14 protein-coding genes are annotated in these 14,517 nt (G+C 61.0%); 7 read left to right on the forward strand and 7 right to left on the reverse strand.

Annotated elements, in window-relative coordinates; all coding sequences use genetic code 11:
* Nucleotides 1–15: 15 nt before the first annotated feature.
* Nucleotides 16–1,359: an imelysin family protein gene (locus tag FBY10_RS24015; protein ID WP_131697865.1), complete on the forward strand. Its 1,344-nt coding sequence runs from the start codon at nt 16–18 to the stop codon at nt 1,357–1,359.
* A 235-nt stretch (nt 1,360–1,594) separates the two neighbouring features.
* Nucleotides 1,595–3,049 (forward strand): TrkH family potassium uptake protein, encoded by a 1,455-nt coding sequence (locus FBY10_RS24020; protein WP_131697866.1) that lies wholly within the window; start codon nt 1,595–1,597, stop codon nt 3,047–3,049.
* On the opposite strand, the gene FBY10_RS24025 is transcribed toward FBY10_RS24020, so the two are convergent.
* Nucleotides 3,006–4,064: an AraC family transcriptional regulator gene (locus FBY10_RS24025; protein WP_145337876.1), complete on the reverse strand. Its 1,059-nt coding sequence runs from the start codon at nt 4,062–4,064 to the stop codon at nt 3,006–3,008. The genes FBY10_RS24020 and FBY10_RS24025 overlap by 44 nt on opposite strands.
* Before the next feature lie 163 nt (nt 4,065–4,227).
* Between FBY10_RS24025 and FBY10_RS24030 the strand changes: the two genes are divergently transcribed.
* The 3 genes from FBY10_RS24030 to FBY10_RS24040 all read left to right on the forward strand — a co-directional run bounded on the left by FBY10_RS24030 (nt 4,228) and on the right by FBY10_RS24040 (nt 6,381).
* Nucleotides 4,228–4,539: a DUF962 domain-containing protein gene (locus tag FBY10_RS24030; protein ID WP_027605580.1), complete on the forward strand. Its 312-nt coding sequence runs from the start codon at nt 4,228–4,230 to the stop codon at nt 4,537–4,539.
* 366 nt (nt 4,540–4,905) lie between these two features.
* Nucleotides 4,906–5,091, forward strand: a complete 186-nt coding sequence (locus tag FBY10_RS24035) for a hypothetical protein (RefSeq protein WP_131697868.1) — start codon at nt 4,906–4,908, stop codon at nt 5,089–5,091.
* Nucleotides 5,092–5,184: 93 nt separating this feature from the next.
* Complete coding sequence (locus tag FBY10_RS24040; RefSeq protein WP_131697869.1) at nt 5,185–6,381, forward strand: MFS transporter; 1,197 nt, start codon at nt 5,185–5,187, stop codon at nt 6,379–6,381.
* Here FBY10_RS24040 and arfB read toward each other — a convergent pair.
* The gene (gene arfB, locus FBY10_RS24045; protein WP_145337875.1) at nt 6,378–6,791 is read right to left on the reverse strand and encodes an alternative ribosome rescue aminoacyl-tRNA hydrolase ArfB; all 414 of its coding nucleotides are present in this window, start codon (nt 6,789–6,791) and stop codon (nt 6,378–6,380) included. The two genes, FBY10_RS24040 and arfB, sit on opposite strands and share 4 nt — an antisense overlap.
* A gap of 68 nt (nt 6,792–6,859) precedes the next feature.
* On the reverse strand, nt 6,860–8,287 hold the full coding sequence (locus tag FBY10_RS24050) for an amino acid permease (RefSeq protein ID WP_145337874.1): 1,428 nt from the start codon (nt 8,285–8,287) through the stop codon (nt 6,860–6,862).
* Between the two features lie 638 nt (nt 8,288–8,925).
* On the opposite strand from FBY10_RS24050, the gene FBY10_RS31575 reads away from it, so the two are divergent.
* Together FBY10_RS31575 and FBY10_RS24055 are read left to right on the forward strand one after the other, a co-directional pair.
* Nucleotides 8,926–9,063, forward strand: a complete 138-nt coding sequence (locus FBY10_RS31575; protein WP_034100099.1) for a hypothetical protein — start codon at nt 8,926–8,928, stop codon at nt 9,061–9,063.
* Between the two features lie 73 nt (nt 9,064–9,136).
* Nucleotides 9,137–10,096 carry a leucyl aminopeptidase gene (locus tag FBY10_RS24055; RefSeq protein WP_145337873.1) on the forward strand — a complete coding sequence of 320 codons (960 nt, stop codon included), beginning with the start codon at nt 9,137–9,139 and terminating at the stop codon, nt 10,094–10,096.
* A gap of 121 nt (nt 10,097–10,217) precedes the next feature.
* Here FBY10_RS24055 and FBY10_RS24060 read toward each other — a convergent pair whose 3' ends face one another.
* The 4 genes from FBY10_RS24060 to FBY10_RS24075 form a co-directional block, all read right to left on the reverse strand.
* Nucleotides 10,218–11,135: a tyrosinase family protein gene (locus FBY10_RS24060; RefSeq protein ID WP_131697872.1), complete on the reverse strand. Its 918-nt coding sequence runs from the start codon at nt 11,133–11,135 to the stop codon at nt 10,218–10,220.
* A gap of 199 nt (nt 11,136–11,334) precedes the next feature.
* On the reverse strand, nt 11,335–12,582 hold the full coding sequence (gene rluB, locus FBY10_RS24065; RefSeq protein ID WP_092488924.1) for a 23S rRNA pseudouridine(2605) synthase RluB: 1,248 nt from the start codon (nt 12,580–12,582) through the stop codon (nt 11,335–11,337).
* A gap of 206 nt (nt 12,583–12,788) precedes the next feature.
* On the reverse strand, nt 12,789–13,709 hold the full coding sequence (scpB, locus tag FBY10_RS24070; RefSeq protein ID WP_131697873.1) for an SMC-Scp complex subunit ScpB: 921 nt from the start codon (nt 13,707–13,709) through the stop codon (nt 12,789–12,791).
* A 12-nt stretch (nt 13,710–13,721) separates the two neighbouring features.
* A complete protein-coding gene (locus tag FBY10_RS24075; RefSeq protein WP_169898658.1) occupies nt 13,722–14,420 on the reverse strand; it encodes a ScpA family protein in 699 nt (232 codons plus the stop codon).
* Between the last annotated feature and the right edge of the window lie 97 nt (nt 14,421–14,517).

The following is a 14,517-nucleotide window of genomic DNA, read 5'->3' on the forward strand; positions in this document are numbered from 1 at the left end:
AGCAGGATGTTCGCCATGATTCGTATGCCCCTGGCCACCGCCAGTCTGCTGGCCATTGCCATTTCTCTCGCCGGTTGCGGCGAAGGTAAAGACAAGCCCGCAGCCAACCAGGCGCCGACCCCGGCTGCCAGCACTACCGCTCCAGCGGCTGCCACCCCTGCCGGCCAGGTCGACGAAGCGGCCGCCAAGGCCGTGGTTGCGCATTACGCCGACATGGTCTTCGCGGTGTACAGCGATGCTGAGTCCACCGCAAAAACCCTGCAAACCGCGATCGATGCCTTCCTCGCCAAGCCCAACGACGAAACCCTGAAAGCCGCCCGCGCCGCCTGGGTTGCCGCTCGCGTTCCATACCTGCAGAGCGAAGTGTTCCGCTTCGGCAACACCATCATCGATGACTGGGAAGGTCAGGTTAACGCCTGGCCGCTGGACGAAGGCCTGATCGACTACGTCGACAAATCCTACGAGCACGCCCTGGGTAACCCTGGCGCTAACGCCAACATCATCGCCAACACCGAAGTTCAGGTCGGCGAAGACAAGGTCGACGTGAAGGACATCACCCCGGAAAAACTCGCCAGCCTCAATGAGCTGGGCGGTTCCGAAGCCAACGTCGCCACCGGCTACCACGCCATCGAATTCCTGCTCTGGGGCCAGGACCTGAACGGCACCGGCCCAGGCGCCGGCAACCGCCCTGCGTCGGACTACCTGACCGGCGACGGCGCAACCGGCGGCCACAACGAGCGCCGCCGCGCCTACCTGACCGCCGTGACCCAACTGCTGGTCAGCGACCTGCAGGAAATGGTCGGCAACTGGAAACCCAACGTCGAAGACAACTACCGCGCCACCCTGGAGGCAGAACCTGCCACCGAAGGCCTGCGCAAAATGTTGTTCGGCATGGGCAGCCTGTCCCTGGGCGAGCTGGCCGGTGAGCGCATGAAGGTTTCCCTGGAAGCCAACTCGCCGGAAGACGAACAGGACTGCTTCAGTGACAATACCCACTACTCGCACTTCTACGACGCCAAGGGCATCCGCAACGTCTACCTGGGCGAGTACACCCGCGTCGACGGCACCAAAATGACCGGCGCCAGCCTGTCGTCCCTGGTGGCCAAGGCCGACCCTGCTGCCGATACCGCGCTGAAAGCAGACCTGGCGGCGACCGAAGCGAAGATCCAGGTCATGGTTGATCACGCCAACAAGGGTGAGCACTACGACCAGTTGATCGCGGCCGGTAACGACGCGGGCAACCAGATCGTACGTGACGCCATCGCCGCCCTGGTCAAGCAGACCGGTTCGATCGAGGCCGCTGCTGGCAAGCTGGGCATCAGCGACCTGAACCCGGATAACGCTGATCACGAGTTCTGATCAGTGCCGTGTTGAATGAGGCGACCTTCGGGTCGCCTTTTTTTTACCCCCCGGAACCCATGTGGGAGGGGGCTTGCTCCCGATAGCGGTCTGTCAGAGAAGAAAGTATCTGCTGCCCCCCCGCCATCGGGAGCAAGCCCCCTCCCACATTTGATTGGCGTCGCTTTCAAGGCCCGGTTTACATGCCCTGCACCCCAGGTAGAATGGCGTCTCTGCCCTCTTTCGAGCTCACTTCATGGCGTTGCCGACCCTCCGCATCATCGGTTTCATCATCGGCATCTTCCTGATCACTCTCGCGATCGCCATGGTCGTGCCCATGGCCACCCTGGTGTTTTTCGAACGCACCAGCGACCTGCCGTCGTTCCTCTGGGCCAGCCTGATCACCTTTGTCGCCGGGCTCGCCCTGGTGATTCCCGGTCGGCCCGAACACGTGCACCTGCGTCCGCGAGACATGTACCTGCTCACGGTCAGCAGTTGGGTGGTGGTGTGCGTGTTCGCCGCGCTGCCGTTCTTGCTGACCCAGCACATCAGCTACACCGACTCGTTTTTCGAAAGCATGTCCGGCATCACCGCCACCGGCTCCACGGTGCTGAGCGGCCTGGACACCCTGTCACCCGGCATTCTGATGTGGCGCTCGCTGCTGCACTGGCTCGGCGGCATCGGCTTTATCGGCATGGCGGTGGCGATCCTGCCGCTGCTGCGCATCGGTGGCATGCGCCTGTTCCAGACCGAATCCTCGGACCGCTCGGAGAAGGTCATGCCCCGCTCGCACATGGTGGCGCGACTGATCGTGGCGGCCTACGTCGGCATCACCATCCTCGGCAGCCTGGCATTCTGGTGGGCTGGCATGGGCCTGTTCGATGCGATCAACCACGCAATGTCGGCGATTTCCACCGGCGGCTTCTCCACCTCCGACGAATCCCTGGCGCACTGGAAACAACCGGCGGTGCACTGGGTGGCGGTGGTGGTGATGATCCTCGGCAGCTTGCCGTTTACCCTTTACGTGGCCACCTTGCGGGGCAATCGCAAGGCATTGATCAAGGATCAGCAAGTACAGGGCTTACTCGGTTTGTTGATCGTGACGTGGCTGGTGCTCGGCACCTGGTACTGGTGGACCACCAATCTGCACTGGCTGGATGCCTTGCGCCATGTGGCGTTAAATGTCACGTCGATAGTGACCACCACTGGTTTTGCACTGGGGGACTACAGCCTGTGGGGCAATTTCTCACTGATGCTGTTCTTCTACCTGGGCTTCATCGGTGGCTGTTCCGGCTCCACGGCGGGTGGGATCAAGATCTTCCGCTTCCAGGTCGCCTATATCCTGCTCAAGGCCAACTTGAACCAGCTGATTCACCCGCGCGCGGTGATCAAGCAGAAGTACAACGGGCACCGCCTCGACGAAGAGATTGTGCGTTCGATCCTGACCTTTTCGTTTTTCTTCGCCATCACCATCTGCGCCATCGCCCTGGCGCTGTCGCTGCTGGGCCTGGACTGGATGACCGCACTCACCGGCGCCGCCAGCACCGTGTCCGGTGTCGGCCCGGGCCTGGGGGAAACCATTGGCCCGGCCGGCAACTTCGCCAGCCTGCCGGATGCGGCCAAGTGGATCCTGTCCCTGGGCATGCTGCTGGGCCGGCTGGAAATCATCACAGTCTTTGTTCTGTGCATTCCTGCGTTCTGGCGTCACTGACCGTCGACGCATCCTGCAGTCGCGCCCGGTATTCGCCGGGTGTGGCATCGAACCAGCGGCGAAACGCGCGAAAGAAGTTGCTCGGGTCGGCAAAGCCCAGCAGGTAGGCAATCTCCAACAAGGTCATGCTCGGCTGCGCCAGGTACTGCTCGGCCAGTTCGCGGCGGGTGTCGTCGAGCAGGGTCTGGAAACTGGTGCCCTCTTCCTGCAGGCGCCGCTGCAAGGTGCGCTGGGACAGGTGCAGGGTCTGGGCCACCACTTCGCGCTTGGGTTCGCCCTGAGGCAACAGCCGGCACAGCACCTGCCGGGCCTTGTGGGTCACACGACTTTCCGAGAAACGCGCCAGGTACTCACCAGCAAATCGATCGTGCAACAGCGCCATGGCCTCGTTGGCCGTGGGCAGCGGCGCGTCCATGTCGGCGCGCTCAAAGATCAGCGCGTCATACGGCGCATCGAACTCCAGCGGGGCATGGAACGCTTGTCTATAGGGGGCCAGGTCCTCGGGTTGATCGCCCTGCAGCAATACTTTGCGTGGTTGCAGGGTACGGCCGGTGAGCCAACCGCACAGCGCCAATGCACAGGCCAGGGAGGCTTCGGCGCTTTGTCGGGTCGGCGGAAGATGATCGCCATGCACCGTCAGAATCAGCGCATAGCCTTCAGACAATAGTCGGAAACTCAAGTCGGCGCTTTCGGCGATGATCCGCTGGTAACGCACCAGCCGCATAAAGCCTTCGGCCAGGGTGTTGCTGGACATCAAGGCGTAACCGGCCACATGAAACGACGCCGGGCGCACCACCTTGCCCATGTTCAGGCCAATCGCCGGGTTGCCCGACAGCTCTACCGCGCGCTGCCACAGGCGGGTCATGGAGTCTTGCGGGAACCGCGCATCGGGGTCACTCAGCGCGGCGTAGTCCAGGCCCAGCTGTTTGAACAAGGCGCGGCAATCCAGGCCGTCCATTTCCAATGCCTTGACTATCCCCATCGCCCAGCTTGCAGAAGTTGTTCGTTCGCTCATGGCGTCTTCTTGAATAAAGCAGGCTCAAAACGTCAGCCAGGAAAGCCAAGGATACTAAAGTGGCATCTATTGTCACTGGCTGTTACCACTGATCACTCTAGACTCAAATAAGCTCCCCGCCGAACATCTGTTGGGCAGCACAACAATCAAAGGGCCGGCCACAGTGGAAAACCTCAAGCGATTCAATAGCTTTGCCGAGTTTTACCCTTATTACCTGACTGAGCACGGCAACAGCACCTGCCGGCGCCTGCACTTTATCGGCACTACCCTGGTGATCGGCATCCTGGCCTACGCCATCGGCAGAGGTTCACTGGGCCTGTTGTTGGCCGTGCCGATTGCCGGTTACAGCTTCGCCTGGATCGGGCACTTCTTCTTCGAAAAGAACCGTCCGGCGACGTTTCAGCACCCGTTCTACAGCCTGCTGGGGGATTTTGTGATGTACCGCGACATGATCCTGGGCAAGGTGCCGTTCTGAACGGTGTGACCTCTTGTCACTTGCATAAAAACGATAAAAGGTTCGTTCACCCGGCGATATAAAAGTCTTTTTGTCATTTACAGTGCTGTATCCTGCCAAGGCTTTTTGAGAGCGCGGAATCACCTGCGATTGAAAAAACAGACTTTGCGAGGAGCGACGACGATGCACGAGATACCTAATCTCCCCTTCCCAAGCCTGCACGAAACTGAGCAGCCAACACCGCAGCAGGCCAGCGCGAAGCAGCCTGAGGCCAAAGAAGCAAAACCAGTCGACAGCAAGAGCCAGGACTGACGCCGTACCAGACCGTGTGGAAAGCGTACCTTTGAACGCTTTCCACACTGCCTGAATCACCCCGAGGTCCCCGCCATGACAGACACCCTCCCGGACACCGCCGTACTCGACACCGCCCTGCAGATGGTCGAAGTGTGGAACCGCCTCAGCGCGGACAAACAAGCCTTGCTGCTCAAGCGCTTCGGCACCCAGGAAAACGCCCTGGCCGCCCTGGTCACCACCCAATTACTCGCCTCCCCTTCAAGCCTGACGTCTTTTTGATCTGACGTTTTTGCGTTTTACCGCCCTGCGCACGCCTAAGCCCCGGTATCATTAGCAGCCTATCTTTACCTGCTGCGACAGTGGACCTCTCCCATGCCCGATACCCAGCGCCCCCTGGCGGTAACGCTGCAAGTTGTTTCCATCGTGTTGTTCACCTTTATCGGCTACCTGAATATCGGCATTCCCCTGGCCGTATTGCCGGGCTATGTCCACAGCGAACTGGGCTACGGCGCGGTGATCGCCGGGCTGGTGATCAGCGTGCAGTACCTGGCCACGCTGTTGAGCCGTCCGTATGCCGGCAAAATCATCGATAACCTGGGCAGCAAGCGTGCGGTGCTGATCGGCCTGGTGGGCTGCGGCGTGAGCGGCGTGTTCATGTTGCTTGCGGCGTGGTTTTCAAGCTTGCCGGCCGTCAGCCTGGTCAGCCTGCTCATCGGTCGATTGGTACTGGGCAGCGCAGAAAGCCTGGTGGGCTCAGGTGCCATCGGCTGGGGCATTGGCCGGGTGGGCGCGGCCAATACCGCCAAGGTCATTTCGTGGAACGGCATCGCCAGTTACGGCGCGCTGGCGGTCGGTGCGCCGCTGGGCGTGCTGCTGGTGAAGAATTTCGGACTGTGGAGCATGGGTGTCAGCATTATCCTGCTGGCAGTAGTAGGCGTGTTGCTGGCCTGGAACAAAGTGGCCGCCCCCATCGTCGCCGGCGTGCGCCTGCCGTTCATGAATGTGCTGGGCCGGGTGTTGCCCCACGGCTGCGCGCTGGCCCTGGGCTCCATCGGCTTTGGCACCATCGCCACCTTTATCACCCTGTATTACACCACTCAGCATTGGGATAACGCGGTGTGGGCATTGAGCCTGTTCGGTGCCAGCTTTATCGGTGCGCGCCTGCTGTTCGGCAACTTGATCAACCGCATCGGCGGCTTTCGCGTGGCGATCGCGTGCCTGTCGGTGGAGATCCTCGGCCTGCTGTTGCTGTGGTTGGCGCCAGACGCCAACCTGGCCCTGGCCGGCGCGGCGTTGAGCGGCTTCGGCTTTTCCCTGGTGTTTCCGGCGCTGGGGGTGGAGGCGGTCAATCTGGTGCCGGCGTCCAGCCGAGGTTCGGCGGTGGGGGCTTACTCGTTGTTTATCGACTTGTCACTGGGCATTACCGGGCCGCTGGCGGGGGCCGTGGCGGCAGGCTTCGGCTTTGCCTCGATCTTCCTGTTCGCCGCCCTCGCCGCCCTTGGCGGTTTGCTGCTGAGTGTGTACCTGTACCGGCAAGCACCCCTGGCCCGTGCAGCGCGCGACGCCTAAAAGTCGACTTTGCCGCGCCCGGCCTTGATGCTGCCGCGCTTGGTCTTGGATTCCAGGCGACGTTTTTTCGAGCCCAGGGTGGGTTTGGTCGGGCGGCGTTTCTTCTCGACCTTGGTGGCACTGAGGATCAGCTCCACCAGCCGCTCCAGCGCATCAGCACGGTTCTGTTCCTGGGTCCGGTACTGCTGGGCCTTGAGCACCAGCACGCCTTCGCTGGTGATACGACTGTCACGCAGTGCCAGCAGTCGCTCCTTGTAGAACGCCGGCAGCGACGACGCCGGAATATCAAACCGCAGGTGCACCGCGCTCGACACCTTGTTGACGTTCTGCCCGCCGGCGCCCTGGGCGCGGATGGCGGTCAACTCGATTTCGGCGTCGGGCAGGTGTGCGTTATTGGAAATTACCAGCATCAATCAAAAACCTCAGGCAACGGATAAGCCCGACCGGGACAACAACATCGACGCCTGGGCCTTGGCAATCACGGTGCCTTTGAACCCGCACTCGCTGCGCTCAACGCGGCGTCAGCACTGCGCTTGTTCTTGATCCCGTAACACACCGCCATAAACGCCACCCACACCGGGATCGCGTACACCGACACCTGGATCCCCGGAATCATCAGCATGATCACCAGGATAAACACCACGAACGCCAGGCACACATAGTTGCCGTACGGGTACCACAACGCCTTGAACAAAGGCACCTGGCCGGTGCGGTTCATGTGCTGGCGGAACTTGAAGTGGGAGAAGCTGATCATCGCCCAGTTGATCACCAGCGTGGCCACTACCAGGGACATCAGCAGTTCCAGGGCGTGTTGCGGGATGAAGTAGTTCATCAACACCGCCACCAGCGTAACCGCCGCCGAAGCGAGGATCGAACGCACTGGCACGCCGCGCTTGTCGATCTTGGCCAGCGCCTTGGGCGCATCACCCTGCTCGGCCATGCCCAGCAGCATGCGGCTGTTGCAGTAGGTGCCGCTGTTGTACACCGACAACGCCGCCGTCAACACCACGAAGTTGAGGATATGCGCGGCAGTGTTGCTGCCCAGCATGGAGAACACCTGCACGAACGGGCTGCCACTGTAGGCATCGCCGGAGGCGTTGAGGGTGGCAAGCAAGCTGTCCCATGGCGTCAGCGACAACAGCACGACCAGGGCGCCGATGTAGAAGATCAGGATGCGGTAGATCACCTGGTTGATCGCCTTGGGGATCACGGTGCGTGGCTGGTCGGCTTCGGCGGCGGTAAAGCCGAGCATTTCCAGGCCGCCAAAGGAGAACATGATGATCGCCATGGCCATCACCAAGCCGCCCACGCCATGGGGAAAGAACCCGCCGTGTTCCCACAGGTTGCTCACCGAGGCTTGTGGGCCGCCGCTGCCGCTGACCAGCAGGTAACTGCCCAGGGCGATCATGCCGACGATGGCCACTACCTTGATGATGGCGAACCAGAACTCGGCTTCACCAAAGACTTTGACGTTGGCCAGGTTGATCAGGTTGATCAACACGAAGAACGCCGCCGCCGAGACCCAGGTCGGGATCTCCGGCCACCAGTAGTGCACGTATTTGCCAACGGCCGTCAGCTCGGACATGCCCACCAGGATGTACAGGATCCAGCAGTTCCAGCCCGACAGGAAGCCGGCGAAACCGCCCCAGTACTTGTGGGCAAAGTGGCTGAAGGAACCGGCGACCGGCTCTTCGACGATCATTTCGCCGAGCTGGCGCATGATCATGAAGGCAATGAAGCCGCAGATGGCATAACCCAGGATCATCGACGGGCCGGCGGATTTGAGCACGCCGGCAGAGCCCAGGAACAGGCCGGTGCCGATGGCGCCACCGAGGGCGATCAACTGGATATGCCGATTTTTCAGGCCGCGTTTCAGCTCGCCTGAAGAGGAATGGGGTTCACTCATGAAAAGGGTCTCACGCAAGGTTTGATGATGTTGAATGCAGGTTGCTGCCTTGAATTACCGACTCAAGCAGCGCCGCTCAAACCCCAGCGCAGGCACCAGGAGTACAGCGTCTTTCTAACGGTCATGCGTCACCTGTTTGTTTTTATCTGTGACGAAATCGAACCCGCCGGGCTCGTGGCCAGGCGGAGTGATCAGGGTGGGTAAACCCTGAGGTCTTGGCCTTTTGCGTGGTTACGCAAGGGGGTCACAGTAAAACGCGGCGCATTGTACACCGCTCGACAGCTTGAAGCCGTACCCGCGGAGCGCGTGCGACGATCTGTCAGGTATTCCTTACAGTGGTAAATAGGCCAATCAGGCCGCGAGCTAGTCGTAAATTAATCGTTACAGCATGGAAAATCGGCGTTACAGCTGTAAGTTTTTGAAAAAATGGCGGTAGGAAAATTCATCAACATTAGCGACGCCAGCTCGCTGTATTTCCTGAAGAAAAAAAGCTGGCGAAAAAACAGAAGAAAAAATCCAAATGAGACCGTGTCAATAAAATTTTTGCATTCCCAAACACTCTCACCTAGGTTCTTTCACTTGCCCAGCGAAGCCCGCTGGCAAGCCGTTCTCAAACAACGTCCTCTAGGAGATACACCATGCAAGTACTGGAAAACGACCTGGAAACCGAACTGCAACTCGACGATTGGTTTGAAGCGCCGACCCACGAGGCCGCCGTTGAAATGATGCAAGCCGATGCCGTTGTGCCCTTTGGCACGGCGATGTGGCCTTTCTGACACCCGGCACGTATTCGGCAGGTGCTGTGCACGGCACCTGCCTCCTTACCCAAGGCACACAAGGACACACGTCATGGACAAGGCCCGCGCCGTTGAACACTTTCTCTACTACCTTGCACACCATCCGGCCCTCAGCGGCCTGAGCTGCCCCACCGTGCTGCTGGGCCACACCGAGCGCTACGACGCCATCGCCCAGGCGATCACCCAGAGCAGCGCCGCCCGTTTCAACTTCCAGGTGCAGCGCCTGGACATGGCCGACAGCGACCGCCTGGCGCAGGCCATCGAAGCCTGCGACCTGTACCTGTTCCTCTACGACTCCTCCACCCTGCCCAACCCGCGCGCCGAGGGTCCGGACTTTATCCGTGCCCTGCAAGGCGTGATGGCCGAACACTGGAAGAAATCCCTGCTGTTCAAGGATTACGGCGACTATTTCTACGACACCTTCAGCGTCGAGCCGCAGCGCATCGCCGACCTCAACGCCACGCTGATCCGGCGCATGTCCCAAGCCGCTGTACTGAGCTTTACCGACAAACACGGCTCACGCCTGCAGGCGCCCATGAGCAGCATCAAGAAGTGGACCAATATCAACGGCATCGGCAACCACGACCTGGCCCCCGGCGAAATCGCCACCCACAGCGAGGCCATCAATGGCCAGGTGCGGTTTGTCGGCACCTTTCTCAGCACCATCCCCTTCGCACGCAAGTACGGCGTGCTGCAGTCACCGCTGGAACTGTGGATCGAGAACTCAACCATCTGCAGCGTGGCCAGTGACGTCCCGGGACTGGCCGACGACTTCAACAAATACCTGAATGCCAACCCGTCCAACCGCCGGGTGGAGGAGCTGGGGATTGGCACCAATGAAGGGGTGAAGGACCTGTATGCGCGCAATGCCGGGTTCGAGGAGCGCCATTGCGGCTTGCACCTGGGCTTGGGTGGCGGGCAGAAAGGCAGTCATCACCTGGACCTGATCTTTGCCAGCGGGGTGTTGGCGTTGGATGACAAACCCGTCTTTGACGGCACCTTTGCGTTCTGAACATCGACCTTGAAAGCAATGGGGTCCAAATGTGCGGTTTGCTCGCGATAACGGTGCCTCTTAAGCCGAGAACACCTCTATCGCGAGCCAGCACTTTCGATGCCGAGCAGGTTGAAGAATGTTACGTGAGCACATCACAAACGGGTGGCACCGGCGCGCAGGTGGTTATCGAGGTAAATAGACCGTAGGTGTAGTCCAGCGCTTCAGAGCTGATCACCTGGTCAACGGTCCAAGTCCCCGGCCAAGGCGCGGAATCGCCCGGCGCGTGGAAAACCAGCGTGGCCTCACGATCCAACCCTGGTACGCCGCTTACCGGATAGTACGCCGCAGAGCTCGGATGCTGGCGCTTCCAGCGTTCCCACAACAGATCAAGGTAACAGTGGTGCAGGAAAAACACCGGATCGTTGGGCGAGGTGGGCAGCGACATGTTACCGCCCACCCAACGGTGCACAGGATCATGCAGCATGCCTTCGCAATAATTGACCCAACTGTCCGGCCCTGGCCCATAAGGTGTCTTGGACAGCGCGCTTAGCACTTGCTCGGAGTCCGGCAAGTGCGCGCCGGGCTCTGTGCCCAGTTCCCGGCGCAAGCCCGAATCGCCCAATTCCAGGTCCCATAGACGAACTTCAAAGCGGCCACCCTGTAAGGCAAATGGACCCGACGTAATACGCTGGTCTTGAGCACTGTCGCCATTGCCGCCCAAAAAGCCAGGAGTGAACGGATTACTTGGGCCCTCCAACGACCAATCCCAAAACGGCAGGGTGAGGGAGGAATCGCTGACGGCGCGTTGCAAATCCTGCTCGAACTGGCGCAGGAATACACGGTGCCAGGGGAAAAACAACGGCGAGCGGTGCGGCATCGGCATGAAAGCACCCGGACCACCCATGGCGCTGCGGTGAACCTGTACGTAATCGTCATAGCGTTTTTGGCGTCCGGGACGCAGGACACTCTCGACGTCGTTTTTCAGCAATAGGATGGCCTGGATAAGAACGTCTTTCTGGCCGCGGGTCATGTGGCGATGATTGATGCGAATATCCATGGAAATAGCCTCGTAGCAAAAGTGAGTACGAGGCCCAATCTAGTGCCCTCTCCACCAAAGCCGGTGGTAACTGTTTAGCCCGGGGCGCACAACAATCCCTCGGCGAATGAAGATCCACCTGGGCACTCAGACGTAAATCCAGCTCAAAAAAAAACGCCAACTTCGACAGTTGGCGTTTTTTTATGCAGTGTTTAAAACATCACTGTGGCTTCTTACGACCAAAACCAGGACGCTGACCCGAACCGGCCGGTGCGCCACGGCGCTTGCCCGATGGCTCGTCCGCGACCAACTTCAAGCCTGGACGCTTTTTCGGCGCGGGCTTGGCTGGGCGCTTGGTGTTGGCGCTGTCGGCTGGGTGATCGGATGCCGGAGCACCGCGACCGGCGTCACCACGGTTGCTGCGACCACCGCTTGGCGCTTCGCCACGACCGGCCGGGCGCGGGGTGCGGGGAGCACGCTCGCCTTCCTGACGCGATGGCGCGGTTGGGCGACGCTCGCCTTCGATGTGCGGCTGACGCGAGATACGCCCGCCGGTAGCCGGTGCATCCAGCGCCGGGCGCAGGGTGCGGGCAACGCGTTCGGTGCGGGCCACAGGGCGCGACGATTTACGCTGCATACGATCGAGCTTGTCTTTGCTCTTGGCGTTCATCTGCGGCATGGCGACCGGCGTCAGGCCGACTTCGGCGCTGAGGATGTCGACTTCGTACTGACTCATTTCGCGCCAGCGGCCCATTGGCAGGTCGGAGTTGAGGAACACCGGGCCAAAACGCACGCGCTTCAGGCGGCTGACCACCAGGCCCTGGGATTCCCACAGGCGACGCACTTCACGGTTACGGCCTTCCATCACCACGCAGTGGTACCAGTGGTTGAAACCTTCACCGCCCGGCGCCTGCTTGATATCGGTGAACTTGGCCGGGCCGTCTTCCAGCACTACGCCGGCCTTGAGGCGTTCGATCATCTCGTCATCGACTTCACCACGTACACGCACGGCGTATTCGCGGTCCATCTCGTAGGACGGGTGCATCAAGCGGTTGGCCAGTTCACCGTCGGTGGTGAACATCAACAAGCCAGTGGTGTTGATGTCGAGACGACCGATGTTGATCCAGCGGCCTTCTTTGGGCTTGGGCATCTTGTCGAACACGGTCGGACGGCCTTCCGGGTCGTCACGGGTGCAGATCTCGCCATCGGGCTTGTTGTACATGATCACGCGGCGCACCGATTCGGCGGCCTCTTCACGCTTGATGACCTTGCCATCAATGGTGATTGCATCGTGCAGGTCGACGCGCTGGCCAAGGGTGGCCTCGACGCCGTTGACCTTGATGCGCTTCTGGGTGATCCAGGCTTCGACGTCGCGGCGCGAGCCCACGCCGATACGCGCCAGCACCTTTTGCAGCTTTTCGCCTGCAGGGCCGATTTCCTGGCTGTCGTTCTGGTCTTTATCGTTCATCTTAAGCACCTCCCGGTGGGTCGATTCAGGCGTGGCCTGAAGAGTGTTGAAAGCGGGGCTTTGGCCGAATAGGTCGGCAAAGGGTCGCGAATCATACGCGCATGGCGCGCGTTGCGCATCAGAGACTAGTCGATAAGCGCCGGGTCAGTGGTTTTTCCGCCGACCGGTGGTGCCCAGGGCAACACATGACCCCATGTGGGATAGCGTCAGTCTTCGAACTGGCGGCGTTCGGCCTCGATGGCCTCGGCCAGTGCCCTGGCTTCGTCTTCCTCGTCACTCAAGGGCGGTTGTTCGAGGGCGGCAACGGCGGCCAGGAGTTTTTCGCGAGCTTCGGCCACGCCGAGGACATCGTCTTCGGCTTCGACGTCAGGCTCAGGTTCAACACTCACCTGGGCTTCCGGCTCGGCCGCACCATCACGCAGCAAGTCGTCAAAGTCGGTCTTGATGCCCTGCTCCATGTCGTCCAGTTCCAGCAACAACGTGTGGAAACTGGTTTCGTCCTTCGGCTCTTCCAGCTCGGCCGTGGCGTCGGCCAGTTCCTGCAAGCTCGCCGGGACCGGGGCGTCGTCGAAATCGAGCACCGGCTCGGCTTCCATCTCGCGCAATTCGGCAAGCGGCGGCAGGTCGTCGAGGTTCTTCAGGTTGAAATGGTCAAGGAACACCTTGGTGGTAGCGAACATCGCCGGTTTGCCGGGCACGTCGCGGTAGCCGACGATGCGGATCCACTCGCGCTCCAGCAGCGTCTTGACGATATGACTGTTAACCGCCACGCCCCGCACGTCCTCGATTTCGCCACGGGTGATGGGCTGGCGATAGGCGATCAGCGCCATGGTCTCCAGCATCGCCCGTGAATAGCGCTGCGGGCGCTCTTCCCAGAGGCGGCCGACCCACGGGGAAAACTTCTCACGAATCTGCAGGCGATAACCCGACGCGACCTCGCGCAGTTCAAAGGCGCGGCCGTCGCAGGACTTGCGCAGAATTTCCAGCGCCTTCTTGAACACCGGCGGTTCAGGGCGCTCGGCTTCCTCAAACAGTTCGAACAGGCGCTCCAGGGATTGCGGTTTACCCGAGGCCAGGAGAAAGGCCTCCAGCAACGGGGCCAGTTCGCGGGGTTCAGTCAGATTCATCGATTCAGCTCTTTATTCGGCTCGCGCCCGCACGTGGATAGCCGCAAAAGGCTCATTCTGGACCAGCTCGACCAAGGATTCCTTGACCAGTTCGAGGACCGCCATAAAGGTCACCACCACCCCCAGGCGCCCTTCTTCTGCCGTGAACAGCTCGACGAACGGCACAAACCCGCCGCCTTTGAGGCGTTCGAGCACATCGCTCATGCGCTCGCGGGTGGACAGGGCCTCGCGGCTGACCTGGTGGTGTTCGAACATATCGCCCCGGCGCAGCACCTCGGCCATGGACATCAGCAACTCTTCCAGGCTCACGTCCGGCAGCAGCTTGCGCGCGCGGGCTTCCGGGGCGTCAAGCTTGGGTACCACCACGTCGCGGCCCACGCGGCTCAGGCCGTCAATGCCTTCGGCGGCGGCCTTGAAGCGTTCGTACTCTTGCAGGCGGCGGATCAGTTCGGCGCGAGGGTCGTCCTCTTCGGCCTCGACCGTTTCCGCGCGCGGCAACAGCATGCGCGACTTGATCTCGGCGAGCATGGCGGCCATCACCAGGTACTCGGCAGCCAGTTCCAGGCGTACCGACTGCATCAACTCGACATAGCCCATGTACTGGCGGGTGATTTCCGCCACCGGGATGTCGAGGATGTTGATGTTCTGTTTGCGGATCAGGTACAGCAGCAAGTCCAACGGCCCCTCGAAAGCCTCAAGGAAGACTTCCAGGGCGTCCGGCGGAATGTACAGGTCCAGCGGCATTTCCAGCACCGCCTGGCCATAGACCATGGCAAACGGCAGTTCCTGCTGGGCGCCCGCCTGGCTG

The organism is Pseudomonas sp. SJZ103, from assembly GCF_007828335.1.
Taxonomy (GTDB): Bacteria; Pseudomonadota; Gammaproteobacteria; order Pseudomonadales; family Pseudomonadaceae; genus Aquipseudomonas.